General features: G+C 68.0%; 10 protein-coding genes. 5 read left to right on the plus strand and 5 right to left on the minus strand.

What is annotated here, in order from left to right; all coding sequences use genetic code 11:
• Nucleotides 1-35 precede the first annotated feature (35 nt).
• Nucleotides 36-659: a hypothetical protein gene (locus AC1DB8_RS14595; protein WP_476893422.1), complete on the minus strand. Its 624-nt coding sequence runs from the start codon at nucleotides 657-659 to the stop codon at nucleotides 36-38.
• Nucleotides 660-932: 273 nt separating this feature from the next.
• On the opposite strand from AC1DB8_RS14595, the gene AC1DB8_RS14600 reads away from it, so the two are divergent.
• Nucleotides 933-1361 (plus strand): YchJ family protein, encoded by a 429-nt coding sequence (locus tag AC1DB8_RS14600; RefSeq protein ID WP_441419283.1) that lies wholly within the window; start codon nucleotides 933-935, stop codon nucleotides 1359-1361.
• Here AC1DB8_RS14600 and AC1DB8_RS14605 read toward each other — a convergent pair.
• From AC1DB8_RS14605 to AC1DB8_RS14615, 3 genes are all read right to left on the minus strand, one after another.
• Nucleotides 1358-2302 (minus strand): YrzE family protein, encoded by a 945-nt coding sequence (locus AC1DB8_RS14605; protein WP_476893423.1) that lies wholly within the window; start codon nucleotides 2300-2302, stop codon nucleotides 1358-1360. The genes AC1DB8_RS14600 and AC1DB8_RS14605 overlap by 4 nt on opposite strands.
• Nucleotides 2303-2469: 167 nt before the next feature.
• Nucleotides 2470-4485, minus strand: a complete 2016-nt coding sequence (locus AC1DB8_RS14610) for an acyl-CoA dehydrogenase family protein (protein WP_476893424.1) — start codon at nucleotides 4483-4485, stop codon at nucleotides 2470-2472.
• Between the two features lie 64 nt (nucleotides 4486-4549).
• The gene (locus tag AC1DB8_RS14615; RefSeq protein ID WP_441419286.1) at nucleotides 4550-4864 is read right to left on the minus strand and encodes a hypothetical protein; all 315 of its coding nucleotides are present in this window, start codon (nucleotides 4862-4864) and stop codon (nucleotides 4550-4552) included.
• Nucleotides 4865-5167: 303 nt separating this feature from the next.
• Here AC1DB8_RS14615 and AC1DB8_RS14620 point away from each other — a divergent pair, with 303 nt between their 5' ends.
• Genes AC1DB8_RS14620 through AC1DB8_RS14630 form a run of 3 tightly spaced genes read left to right on the plus strand, consistent with a single transcriptional unit; the run spans nucleotide 5168 to nucleotide 11009 of the window.
• Nucleotides 5168-6616 (plus strand): DUF3375 family protein, encoded by a 1449-nt coding sequence (locus AC1DB8_RS14620; RefSeq protein WP_175324001.1) that lies wholly within the window; start codon nucleotides 5168-5170, stop codon nucleotides 6614-6616.
• A 32-nt stretch (nucleotides 6617-6648) separates the two neighbouring features.
• Nucleotides 6649-7524, plus strand: a complete 876-nt coding sequence (locus tag AC1DB8_RS14625; protein ID WP_476893438.1) for a DUF4194 domain-containing protein — start codon at nucleotides 6649-6651, stop codon at nucleotides 7522-7524.
• Nucleotides 7521-11009: an ATP-binding protein gene (locus AC1DB8_RS14630; protein WP_441419289.1), complete on the plus strand. Its 3489-nt coding sequence runs from the start codon at nucleotides 7521-7523 to the stop codon at nucleotides 11007-11009. The genes AC1DB8_RS14625 and AC1DB8_RS14630 overlap by 4 nt, the downstream gene beginning before the upstream one ends.
• A 34-nt stretch (nucleotides 11010-11043) precedes the next feature.
• Here AC1DB8_RS14630 and AC1DB8_RS14635 read toward each other — a convergent pair whose 3' ends face one another.
• Nucleotides 11044-11538 carry an FBP domain-containing protein gene (locus tag AC1DB8_RS14635; RefSeq protein ID WP_441419290.1) on the minus strand — a complete coding sequence of 165 codons (495 nt, stop codon included), beginning with the start codon at nucleotides 11536-11538 and terminating at the stop codon, nucleotides 11044-11046.
• 520 nt (nucleotides 11539-12058) lie between these two features.
• Here AC1DB8_RS14635 and AC1DB8_RS14640 point away from each other — a divergent pair.
• Entirely contained in the window at nucleotides 12059-13090 is a 1032-nt protein-coding gene (locus AC1DB8_RS14640; protein ID WP_441419308.1) for an iron-siderophore ABC transporter substrate-binding protein, read from the plus strand.
• The last annotated feature ends 8 nt before the right edge of the window (nucleotides 13091-13098 follow it).

A 13098-nucleotide genomic window follows, 5' to 3' on the forward strand; every position in this document is an offset into this window, starting at 1 on the left:
CCAACGTAGCCCAGATGCCTGCCAGGGGTAAGGGTTCAGCTGGCCTTGCGTTCTGTGTTCTGCCCCTGGGCCGGCCGCGGGCTTTGCCGCTGGCCCGGCTTGGCCGGCTGGTGTTTGAGCATGGCGAGCGAGCCGGTGTCCAGGATTGGGCTCGTGGCCGGAACCGGGGGCTTCTTAAGGCCCAGTGGCGCGGCAGCCGGGACGCCGTTCCGGTCCATCGCGGACTCGACCAGGGGTCCCACTTCCTTGATGTCGCGAGCCGGGGCCTTGGGGCTCGGGAGCTCGCGGACTGAGACCTTGATTTCCGGAGCGGCTTCGGCCTTGGCCCGCGCCCTGGCACGGGCATCGGCACGCTCGACGGCGGCGGCCCACTCCGGGGACAGCTGGGGCTCCTTGCGGGCCGGTTTGGCTGGCTTAGCCGGCCTCGCGGCCTTGCCGGCGGCGGCACTAGGTTCGACGGCGATCGTCTGGCCGGCCGGTTCGCGTGCTGACTTCAGGCCGCTGGCGAGGGCCGCGACGGCGATGGCCAGCAACCGGCCGATTCCGGCAAGCAGCAAGGTGATGACGAGGGCAAGGAAGAGGCCGAAGAACATGACGAGGGCAACACCAAGGGTGCCGAAGAAGGTCAGGTTCATGGCGATCGTTGTCGGGTCTTCCACTTCGCCTCTCCAATCCAGCCTGCAGTGAGGTCCGTGCCGCAATCGTTCCGCCGGGCAACAGCCCTTCTTAACCATACGGACAATTTCGAACTGACACGCAGGTAATGGCCTTACCGGGCACTATGTGTCCAAGCTGATACCTTCGGCAACCCGCACGGGGACTCCCGCGTCCCCGCCGCCGCGAATGCCGCCGTCGGAATCTCAAATCCGGCCGGGCGTCTATAGTCGGAAACAGACCACGCCGGACCCGCCCGGCCCGCCGGAAGGATCCCTTTGACGCACGCCCAGGCCGCCAGTTCGGAGCCCCACGACGCCCCGTACCAGGGCAACTGCCCGTGCCTATCCGGCGAGCAGTATGGCGACTGCTGCGGCCGGTTCCACCGCGGCGACGCGGAGGCCCCCACCGCGGAGCAGCTGATGCGTTCCCGCTACAGCGCGTTCGTGGTGCTTGATGCGGCCTACCTGCTGCGGACCTGGCATCCGGACACACGGCCGGCCCAGCTGGAGCTGGATCCGGCCGTGGGGTGGCGGCGCCTGGACATCGTGTCGACGGGCCGCGGCGGCCCGCTGGACACCGAGGGGACCGTCGAGTTCAAAGCGTATTACCGGCACGACGGCGAACGCGGGGTCCAGCACGAAACGAGCCGTTTCCTGCGCGAGGACCGACGCTGGTACTACGTCGGCGCGGTCACTCTCGCCTAGCGCTCCTCGACGGTTTCTATCGGGGCGAAGCCTGCGCGGTCCACCTTGCGGTGGAAGCGCATGCCGGCAAGGCCGCCGAGCATCGCGCCGATGAGGGCCACCACGGCAATGACGACCGCGGCGATCATGCTCGTGGCGGTGAGGTCGCCCTCGTTGACCGGGATGCGCGGGAAGCTGTTCAGGTTTGCGAGGACGTTGAACTGCTGTCCGGCGGTCATGGCAAGGATGGCGACGACGATGGCCGCGATCAGTGCCCAGATCCACACCATCAGGCCCTGGCGGGCGCCGTTGAAGCGGGCCATCCGGCCGGCCACGTAGCCGCCGCAGTAGTAGGACACAAAGAGGATCACGAGCAGGGCGATGATGCCTGCGATTCCCACACTCTGGTTCTGCGAGGCCTGGTTGACCGCCTCGTTGACGTTGGTGTTGGTGGCCAGGCCGACGGCGGTGCCGGCGGCGGCGACCAGGGCGGTGAGCAGCACGGCCATGCCGGTGGCGGCAAGCCAGCCGAAGAACGCGGAGCCGATCTTGACGCCGCCGAACTGCTCCTTCTCGCGGGCCACCACGGTTTCGCGGGTGGGCACCTCTTCAACGACGGTGTCGTCTGCGAGGCGGTCATCGCGGGTCCCGTGGACCACCCGGTCGTCGCGGCTGGCTGTGCCCGCTGCGGCGGCGCCGGTAGCAGCGGTGCCCGCGAGCGGAGCGGCGGGGAAGGCACGGGTGTCGTTCGCGCGCTCGGCCCGTGCCTCCGCCCGGTCCTCGGCGCGGTTTTCGGCTCGCGCCTCGGCGCGGCGTTCCGCCTGCTGGTCGGCCGTGACGGGCTGTTCCGCAGTCACGCCGTCCTGGCGGGCGTCGTGGATCCGGGGATCCCGGTCAACGATTGCGTCTTCCTCGCGTGCGCGGCGGGGAAGGCGGTCTTCGGGGCCTGCTGTGCTGCTCACGATGGCTGCTCGCTTTCATTGGTTGACCCGAACCCATAATTTGAACCGGGCACTGCAATGCTTCGACCGTCATCAGGTCTTGATTCCACCTAACCACGGCAGCCGCGCCAATAGCAAGGATGCTTACTATTCATGCCAGAGCGTGGCCGCACCGGCATCGCCCCACGTCAGCGGTACTTTCGGTGCAGGTTCTCCTTCACCGAGGCGCGCGGGCTGGCATCCGCAATCCAGGGGCCGGTCCCCTCCGACTGGTCCAGCACGCCCGCCTCAAGCCATTCGAAGTCCCCGGCGAGGACCTGGCGCGTGAGGGCGCGGTCGCCGTCGTCGGTGTTGCGCCAGAGTTGGTCGAAATACTCCTCGACGCGGACCCGCGCCTGCTCGCAATAGGCGTCGGCGAGCTCGTAGGCCGAGGCGCCTCGTTCCGGGGAGGTCCGGAGCAGCATCTCCGCCCGCGAGCAGCAGGCGGCCATCGCGAACAGCTCCGCTCCGATGTCCACGATCCGGCCCAGGAACGCCTGCTTGTGTTCCAGCTTTGCCTGCCAGCGGCCCATTCCGTAGAAGGTCTGCCGCGCCAGCCGCCGCGACGCGCGTTCCACGAAGCGCAGCTGCCTGGCGAGCCGGCCGAAGTCGCCGTAGGAGCGCGGATCCATCCCGGTACCGGCCACCAGCTTCGGCAGCCAGCGGGCGTAGAAGCCGGAGGCGCCCACCGCGGCCTTCGCCTTTTCGGACAGACTGGCGTCCTCGGAGGCGAGCGCACCCGCGGCGGCCAGATGGGCGTCCACCGCCTCACGTGCGATCAGGAGCCGCATGATTTCCGAGGAGCCCTCGAAGATCCGGTTGATCCGCAGGTCCCGCAACTGCTGTTCGGCCGGTACGGCGCGCTCGCCGCGCGCCTCCAGCGAATCGGCGGTTTCGAAGCCTCGACCGCCGCGTATCTGCACCAGTTCGTCGGCGATCCGGCAGCTGATTTCGGTGGACCACAGCTTGGCGAGGGCGGCTTCGATCCGGACGTCCTTCTGCCCGGCGTCGGCCAGCTCCGCGGACAGCTCGAACACGGCGTCCAGCGCGAAGGCGCTGGCGGCGATGAAGGCGATCTTCTTGCCCACCGCCTCGTGCTCGCCCACCGGGCGGCCCCACTGGGTGCGGGCGTTGGACCATTCCCTGGCGATTTTCAGGCTCCAGCGGCCGGAGGCAACACAGAGTGCGGGAATGGAGAGGCGTCCGGTGTTGAGCGTGGTGAGGGCGATTTTCAAGCCCTGTCCAACACGCCCCAGCCGGTTGGCGGCCGGCACCTGGACCTGGTGGAAGCGGGTGACGCCGTTTTCGATGCCGCGCAGGCCCATAAACGCGTTGCGGTTCTCCACCGTGATGCCGGGGGAGTCCATTTCCACCACGAAGGCGCTGATGCCGCCCTTGTGCGCGGTTCCGTCCGCGTCGGTGTGCGCGGGGACGAGCGCCATCACCACCACGAGTTCGGCGATCACGCCGTTGGTGGTCCAGAGCTTCACGCCGTCCAGCGTGTACGACCGGCCGTCCTCGGAGGGGACGGCGGTGCTGCCCATCCGGGCCGGATCGCTGCCGACGTCGGGCTCGGTGAGCAGGAACGCCGTCACAGCGCCGGAAGCGCAACGCGGCAGGTACTCGCGCTTTTGCTCCGGCGTGCCGAACACCTTGACCGGTTCCGGGACACCGATCGACTGGTGCGCGGACAGGAGGGCACCGAGGCTGGGGTGGACCGAACCCAGCAGGGCCAGCGCCCGGCCGTAGTACACGAGGGAAAGGCCCAGGCCGCCGTATTCGCGGGGGATCTTCATGCCAAAGACGCCCAGGGCCGCCAGCCCGGAGAGGTATTCGTCGGGGATCTTGGCGTCGCGCTCGATAGTTCGGCCGGACATGGTCCGGCAGAATGTGGTGAGCCGCTCCATGAACGCTTCGCCGCGTTCGACGTCGTCCGCCGGCGCCTGCGGCCAGGGGTGGATGAGACTGAGGTCGAAGCTGCCGAGGTAGAGACCCTTGGCGAAGCTGGGGCGGTCCCAACTGGTTTCGCGGGCGGCTTCGGCGATGGCCCGGGCATCTGCCGCGGTGGCCTCGGGACCGATCTTTTGCGCGGCCACCGGAACTTCGGCGGCGGAGCTGTCGGTGGCCGGATCTTCGGTGGCTGGGTTGTCGACGGCGGAGCTCATTGGGCATCTCCTCTAACCGGGTTGTCCGGCTCGAGCCCTGGATCCGCCGCGGGTGGAGGACCCTTCAGCTGTCCCGCAATACTACCCGCGGGTAGGTGCCCGTGCTAGGGGAGGACTGCCCTATTAGTTCGCCGGGGAATTCTCCCGGGAGCTCCACCGTGGCGGCGTGGTGCAGCAGCCGGTCCCAGCCGGCGTTGATGCCGTGGACCAGGCCGAGCAGCACACTGGCAGCCACGAACCAGGACAGCCGGGCTGCACCCACCAGCATCAGGGCCGCGAAGGCCGCGGCCATGATGAAGAGGGCTATCACGAGGGCGAAAACCAGCGTCCCGACGAACACCATGGTGGCCGTTTCCACTGCGCTTAAATCGAACTGCATTCTTCCTCCTGCACCGACGCTCCGGCTGAACCAGTAGCCCGAGCGTAGGGTGCCGGAGGGGAACCCAGCCAGAGTCTTGAGGCGCGTCGTGAGGCCTTGATACGGGATCGAAATGCTACCCGGGCGTAGGTCACGGAGTGGTCGCGGAAACCTCACCCGCAGCCCGGTCCTCGCGCCTGCTGACCCGCTGCGCGAGCGGTTCAGCAGGGATCAGGGATTGGGAGGCCCTGCGTTAACCTTGTAGTTGGCAGTTTTCTTAGATCCGCTGCCCGACCCCACCCTCGGCAGCGATTGGAGAATTGCGTGTCCCGTTCCGCTGTGTCCTCCGCCGACGCCATCAGCGCCCGGCTCCGGGACCTCGAACTCCTTACGAAGGGGCCGGCCTGGGCGCTGACCCGGTCGGCGCCGTGGGTGATCGCCGTGTTGCAGGCATCCTTCACCCGCACCCGGCCGCAGCTGCCGCTGGAACAGTTCCACGCCGACGTCGACGCTTTCCTTGAGCAGCTCCGGCGCCAGGAGCCGGGTCTGGGCGGATCCGCCAACGGCAAAGGCTTTGGCGACGAGTGGACCCGCAAGAACTTCCTGACCCGGCGGAACCAGTCGGGCCAGATCGTGTACGAAGTCACCGAGCCCGCCGCCCGCGTCCTTGCCTTCCTGGACAGCCTGTCCAGTGAACGCTCCACGCTCAACGGCTCCCGGCTCGGCACGCTGCTGGGCGACGTCGAGAAGCTCGCCAACGAGACCAACCCGGACCAGAGCGCCCGGCTGGAATCGTTGGAGGAGGAGATCGGCGAACGCCGCCAACTGATCGAGGAGATCAGTTCCGGCGAGTTCGACGGACTGCTCGACGACGAGGAGGCCGTCGAAGCGGCCGGCAACATCCTGGACCTCGCCGCGAGCCTGCCGGCGGACTACAAGAAGATGCGTGACCGGATCGAGGAGCTGGTGGGCGAGCTGCGGAACCAGATCATCGAAGAATCCCTCAGCAAGGGCGCCACCATGGCGCAGGTGCTGGAGGCTGACAAGCGGCTCCGGCAGAGCCCGGAGGGCAGGACGTTCCGGTCCTTCACCGCCTTCCTCGAGGACCCGCAGCAGCAGCTTCGCTTCCGTTCCGCGATCGGGGAGGTGCTCAGCCGGCAGTTCGCGGACGAACTCAGCCAGGACGAGCGCGAGACGCTGAAGAACCTGGTGGCCGAACTGCGCAGCCAGCACAGCCAGATCCAGCGGATTTACGGCAAGCTCAGCGAAAGCCTCAATACCTATGTCCAGAGCGACGACTACCGCCAGTCCGTCCGGCTCCGAAAAGTGCTGCGGGAGGCCGAGCAGGCAATCCGATCGCTGCCCTACGAGCGCGAACGACCCGGCCTGGTCCGCGGCCCGGTGCTCTTCAACGCCGGTTTCGAATCCCTGGCCATGGTCAAGCTCTTCGACCCGGACGAGTTTGCCGCGCCGCCGAAGCTGGCCGACCCGATCGCGTTCAGCGACTCGGACCGGGTGCGCTCGCCGCGGACCGGCAAGGCCAGCCCCGAGGCGATCCGCGCCGCGTCCGCAGGCGCCTCCACGCTGGCCGAGGCCTGGGCGCAGCTGCCGGAGGGGGAACGCCACATCAACTCCATCCGGGCCCTGCTCTCGCACGCCCTGCACCAGGGCGCCGGCTTCGACCGCGAGGCCTGGGAGCCGCTGGACTTCGAACAAATCGACGGCTCCACCCGCACCGCCTACCTGCCCGTCGTCACGCTCAAGAAGGATTGAAGATGACCGAACTTTCCCAGGAAGTGCACGAGATGGAGCCGGAGCAGGAGCCGCAGCACGCGCCTCAGCACGTGCCCGCCGACCCCTTCACCGTCACCCCGCGGGACACTTTCGTCGACGGCGCCGCCCTCTTCCCGGGGGACACCGGCGTGCTCCCGATGAAGGTCCGCCAGGCCCTCGTGAAGCTCCTCAAAGGCCCGTACATCGACGGCGGCCGGGACGAGAAGCTGTGGACCACGCTGCTGGACAACCAGCTGATCCTGCGCAGCCGGCTCTCCGAGCTCTTCCTGACGCTTCAGCTGGACCACGAACGCAAGGTCGCGGTGCTGCGCCCGGTGGACCCCGAGGCGATCGGCGGCAGCACCCGTTCCAGCATCCTGCGCCAACAGCGGGCCCTGAGCCGGGTCGAAACCATCGTGCTGCTCCGCCTGCGCTTGCTGCTGGACCGCCATGTCACGGCCCAGACCGACCCCACGATCACGCGGGAGGAAATCGCCGACCTCGTGGCCCACTACCAGCCCTCCGGCCAGCAGGACGCCCTGCGCGATTCCGACGTCGTCAATCGCGCCATCACCAAGCTCCTGGCCCGCCAGCTCCTCCTCACCACCGGCCTGGACGAGGTCTACACCATCTCCAACGCCCTCCCGCTCGCCCTCCCCTTCGAAAACATCGGCGACATCCCGGCCCAGATCGAGGCCCTGATCGCCGCCTCCACCGACCCCTCCGGCACCGAACCCCTGATCGAGCTCGACGGCGAGCATCCGGAGGAGGACGACTCGGACGACGACGGCGACGCCGGGGACATGCGGCAGCATGCGTCTAAGCGAGGAACGAGCGAGCATGCAGAGCATGTCGCCGGTGGGGCCGCGCAAGGCGACCACACTGAAGAAGCGGAGGAAGCCAAGTGAGCATCGCGACCATGCTGCCAATGGGTGAGCTCACCAACCCCGGCCAGATGCGCCTCGCCCTCGTCCAGGTCGTCAACTGGGGCACGTTCCATGGCGCCCACACGATGCATGTGGACCGCAACGGCACCCTGCTGACCGGCAACTCCGGCGTCGGCAAGTCCACGCTGTTCGACGCCATGCTGCGGGTCTTCGACGCCCGGCCGCGCTCCAACGAGGCCGCCGCCCAGCGTGCCGGCGGCGCGGTCGAGGACAAGCGGACCACGTTCACGTACATGCGCGGCAAGGTGGGGGACAAGGCCGTCGGCGAGGGCTCGGCGAGTGCCTTCCAGCGCCCCGGGGCCACCTGGTCCGCCGTCGCACTGACCTTCGACAATGCCGCGGGCACCCGCGTGACCATCTCCGCGCTGTTCGATCTGCCGAAGAACGGCACCGAGTCCAGTGTGGGCCGGTACTACCTGATCGATAACAGGCCGCTGGACCTGGCCGCGCTTGAGGGCATCGCGGAGAAGCGGTTCACCAAGTCGGCGCTGGACGCGCTCTTCCCGGAGGCGCAGATCTTCGACGTCCACAAGGCCTTCGCGGAGCGCTTCCGCCGCCTGCTGGGGATCAACTCGGACCAGGCGCTCCCGCTGCTGCGCGTCATCCAGGCCGGTAAGGGCCTTGGCGGCAGCGTCAACACCTTCTTCCGCGACCAGGTCCTGGATGCGCCCGCCACGCTGGCCGCCGCGGACGACGTCGTCGAGGAATTCAGCAACCTGATGTCCATCCGGCAGCGGCTCGAGGACGTCCGGCAGCAGCGCGACCAGCTCGCTCCGGTCCCCGGACTGAACAAGGAGTATGCGCAGTCGCTGCTCGACGCGAACCGGCTCCGGGAGCTCGCAGGCGAGGAATTCGAGGCCTATAAGCAGCAACTCGCCGTCACCGTGCACGAGAAGACGCTCGCCCGGTTCAAGGACCTGGCCCAGGCGAAAGCAAAGGAACTCGGGGCTGAACGCGGCGTCCGCGACGGCCTGGCCAAGGAACTGCGCCAGCTCGAGGCGGACTACAACAACCAGGGCGGCAACGCGATCTCCGCGATCGAGCAGTCGCTGGAGAACGCCCGGGTGGGCCTCAAACTCCGCCAGCAGGTGGAGGAATCCGCCCGCAAGGCCCTGACGGACGCCGGCCTGGAGCTCGAATGGACCGCCGCCGGCTGGGAGCAGGCGCACGAGCACGCCGCCGCCCGCTCGGCCGAGCTCAAGGACGACTCAGAAGCGCTCAAGGAGCTGCGCTTCGAGGCCTTCGACGGCCACGCGACCAGGAAGCGGGAACTCGCCGCGGCCCAGCAGGAACTGGTCTCGCTCAAGACGCGCAAGTCCCTGCTGCCGCCGTCGAGCATCGAAAACCGCAGCGCCATCGCGGCCGCCACCGGTGTTCCCGAGGAGCAGATGCCCTTCGGCGGCGAGTTGATCGACCTCGCCGAGGGCCAAGAGCAGTGGCGTCCGGCGGCCGAGCGCGCGTTGCGCAGCCTGGCCACCACGCTGCTGGTTCCGGGCGAGCACTTCGCCGCCGTCACCCGCTACCTCAACGACCACCCGGTCCGCGGCGCGCTGCGCGCCGTGGACGTCTCGAAGCCGCTCGCCGGCGGTGCGCTGGCCGTGCAGGACGCCGCCGACGGCGAGCTGCTGACCAAACTGGACATCCTTACCGCCGGGCCGGCCGCCGAGCCGGGCGAATGGATCCGGGAGCGGATCGCCCTCGATTTCGCCTACCCCTGCGTCGAGGACCCGGACGAGCTGGCCCGGCTGGACAAGGGATTGAGCCTGGGCGGCGTGGTCAAGCGCAACCGCCACACGGTGGAAAAGGATGACCGCTTCACCTCCCGGCAGGACTACGTCCTCGGCTTCGACAACGCCTCCAAGCTCGAACTTGTCGCGGCGCAGGTCGAGGACCTGCAGCAGGAACTCGCCAAGGCGGCCGAACTGGCCCAAAGCCGGGAAGAATCCCACCAGGGCATGACCCGACAGCTCGACGCGCTGCGCCGCGTGGCGGATGACCACCGGACCTGGGAGCAGGTTTCGGCAGCGGTCGCGGCGGACGAGCTCGCCCGGATCGAGCAGCGGCTCAAGGACGCCCTGGCCGCGCAGGCCGATCTCGAACCGCTGCGTGCCAACATCGAGGCCGCCCGGCAGAAGCACCAGTCCAGCACAGAGGCCGCCGCCGTGCTGCAAAGCGAGTACAAGGCCCTCGATGCGCAGCTCACCTCGGCTGACTCCCTGCTGGACGCCGCACGGCAGCGCCTGGCCCAGCAACCGCCGTCGGACGCCACGGTCGAGGCGCTGGCGCCGTACTTCACGGACTTTGGCGAGGTGCTGGAGATGCACGAACTGGACAACTTGGCCAACCAGGTCCGGACCCGGCTGCTGGCCGAGCTGCACGCGGCCGACTCCCGCGGGCAGGCCACCTCGGAACGGCTCACGCGCATCTTCGAGGGCTTTGTCCGCGAATGGGGCACGGCGATCTCCGCGGACCACGGCACTTCGATCGGCGCCGCGGGGGAATTCGAGGCCCGCTACCACGCGATTGTCAGCGACGGACTGCCCGCGCAGGAGGCCGAGTTCCGGCAGTTCTTCAACCAGCGCACGCACGAATCCTTCAGCACGCTGCTGCACCTGCTGGACGAGGAACGCCGCTCCATCACCAGCCGGATCCTGCCGCTGAACGGCATCCTCTCCGAGGTGAACTTCCACGAGGGCAGCTTCCTGGAACTCGACATCAAGCAGACCCTCCCCGCCACGGCGAAGCAGTTCAAGGACGCAATCCAAAACGCGCTGAAGGTCCGCCACACCCGGACGGGGAAAGCTGCCGTGCCTGCCGCCGGGGCGCCCGGGACGGAGACGGACGAGGACGCCGAGCTCACCAGCCGCTACAAGTCACTCGAAACGCTCGTGAAGCGGCTCGGTTCGCAGACTCCCGAGGACCGGCGCTGGCGCGCCGAGGTGCTGGACGTCCGCGGCCATCTCTTTATCCAGTGCAAGGAGCATCGCGAGGTGCAGGGGTCCGGTTCCAAGGCGGCGGCGAAGGGCGGGAAGAAGAAGAAGACCGAGGTCTTCATGCACGCGGACACCGGCTCGATGTCCGGCGGCGAGCGGCAGCGCTTCACGGCCTTCATCATGGCCGCGGCACTGAGCTACCAGCTGGGGATCGCGGAGCAGGGCTTCACCACGTACGGCACGGTGATGATGGACGAGGCCTTCGTGCTGGCCTCGGAGGAATTCGCCGGCGCCGGCATCAAGGCGCTGCACGAGTTCGGGTTCCAGCTGCTCCTGGCCGCGCCGGAAAACGTGATCGACCTGTCCCGGCACCTCGGCTCGGTCACCGAGATCCTCCGGGACAAGCGCACCAACCGCTCCGGCGTCCTGACGGCCCCGGTGATCGCCCCGGGGTCCGCCTCGGAGGGCACATGGCGCTCCGAGGCGAACCCGGTGGACATCGTCCTGCGCTGACCTGTTAGGGCAGCCGGCGCTGCGGTTGCCGGCGCTACGTTCCCCGGACGCGGTCCAGGAACTGCGCGGTCCGCCCCGCCAGGCCGTCGATCTGTCGGCGCACGACGGCGGCCGGATCCGGGTTGATCTCGTTCACCGGAGGTTCTACCCGCACATTGCGGCAGCAGCCGAATTCGGCACAGATCAGGGTGCCCACCGTGTTGCCGTTGCGGCCGGACTGCCCGGCACGCTTGGCCACCCAGAGCAGGACGTCGTCCTTGGAGAAGATGTCTCGGCACAGCTCGCACAGGACCGAGCGGTTCTTCTTGGCGCCGCCCTCAGGGGCCCGGAGCATGATTCCGGTGGGACCGTTCGCGCCGGGCAGCACCAGATAGCCGCGCAGCGGCATCTTCCCGTCGCGCCAGCCGAGGAAGTCCAGGCTTTCCCAGTCCAGGATGTCGAAGTTCTTGGGCAGGTTGAGTTTGGCGGCTTCTGACCGGCTCGCATTGATGAAGGACGTGCGGATCTGCTGGGCAGTGAGTTTTTGCATGACGGAATCTTTCGGAATCGGATGGTTCCAGCCAGGCGGGGAAGAAGTGCGCCAGGGCCGGTAAATGGGCAGGGGACTGCCAGCCTTCGACTCCGGTTGGGACCGGGCGTTACCGCGGAATCAGTCCGCGCCGGGACCGGATTGCCGGGGAAGGGCTGGCAACTGTGCCGCGTAGCAGGCCAAAGAGGCCACCCCGCTGACCGTGGCAGCAGTCATCATTGCGATGCGCATGCTCACTTCCCCTATCCATCAAAGTTCACAATTCCACGGCCGGTTCGGATTCACCGGTCGGGCCAATCCTTGCAAACCTCCCTGACGCCTGTCCAGTTTCAAGCCACACCCAGGCAGCGGGCCCTCAGGGTGATTAGGTTACTGAAGTCTTGCGTAATTAGACAAAGGATAGGCTAGCCTTACTTAGGTTCGCATCACTTACCTAAGGAGTTCCGTGGCTTCCGCCGACTTCCCCCGCCCCTCGGGCCGCCCCACCCTCCGTCGCCTAAGCCGCCAAGCACTCAGGGCCGTGGCGCTCCTGGCCGCCGTGGGGCTGGGCCTGGCGGCCTGTTCCACCGGACCGGCGTCGACGACGGCGACCGCCCCCGTTCCGGCCGCCGGCTCGGGGTTCCCGGTGACCATCAAGCACGTCTTCGGCGAGACAACCATCAGGGACCAGCCCCAACGCGTCGTCACGGTTTCCTGGGTCAATGACGACGTCGCCCTGGCCCTTGGCGTGGTCCCGGCAGGGGTGCCCAAGAACGAATGGGGCGGCAACGCCCAGGGGTCCACGCCGTGGAAGGACGCGGCGCTGGAAAGGCTGGGCGCCGGGTTCGGCTCGGCGAAAGCCCCGGCCCAGTACTCCGAGGCGGACGGCATCAACTTCACCGAGATCGCCAAGCTCAACCCGGACGTCATCCTTGGCGCCTATTCGGGCCTGACGGAGGAGGACTACAAGAAGCTCAGCGAGATCGCGCCCGTCGTGGCCCAGCCCGAGGTCGCCTACGGCACGTCGTGGCAGGATTCCACGGCCATCATCGGCAAGGCGCTCGGCAAGGAGACGGAGGCCTCCAAGCTCATTGCCGACACCGAAGGAACCATCAAGGACAAGGTCTCGCAGTACCCCCAGCTCGCCGGCAAGACCTTTATCTACGGCAACCTCGAGCCGGCCAAGAGCGACGGGATCAATGTCTACACCGCCAATGACAACCGCCCGCGCTTCCTCAGTGAGATCGGCATGAAGCTGGCGCCCATCGTGGCGGACAAGTCCAGGAACTCCAAGGAATTCTTCATCCCGTGGTCGGCCGAGAAGGCCAACGAGCTCAGCTCGGACGTCTTCGTGAGCTGGGTCCCGGATGCGAAGACCGCAGATTCCATCAAGAACGACGCCCTGCTGGGCCAGATCCCGGCCATCAAGAACGGCGCGCTCGTCGCCGACTCGGACAACACGCTCACACTGTCCATCTCGGCGTCCTCTCCGCTGAGCCTGCCCTGGGCGCTGGACACCTTCCTGCCGCAGCTGGCCGGCGCAGCGGACAAAGCCGCCGGCGCGGGGAAATAGGTCCCTTC

The sequence above is a fragment of the Arthrobacter sp. 10N410 genome (genome assembly GCF_056394945.1).

Bases quoted from the DNA above. Each gene is read 5' to 3' on its own strand.
- AC1DB8_RS14610 (WP_476893424.1), bottom strand. From the start codon at position 4,485: ATGAGCTCCGCCGTCGACAACCCAGCCACCGAAGATCCGGCCACCGAC.
- AC1DB8_RS14615 (WP_441419286.1), bottom strand. From the start codon at position 4,864: ATGCAGTTCGATTTAAGCGCAGTGGAAACGGCCACCATGGTGTTCGTC.
- AC1DB8_RS14625 (WP_476893438.1), top strand. From the start codon at position 6,649: ATGGAGCCGGAGCAGGAGCCGCAGCACGCGCCTCAGCACGTGCCCGCC.
- AC1DB8_RS14635 (WP_441419290.1), bottom strand. From the start codon at position 11,538: ATGCAAAAACTCACTGCCCAGCAGATCCGCACGTCCTTCATCAATGCG.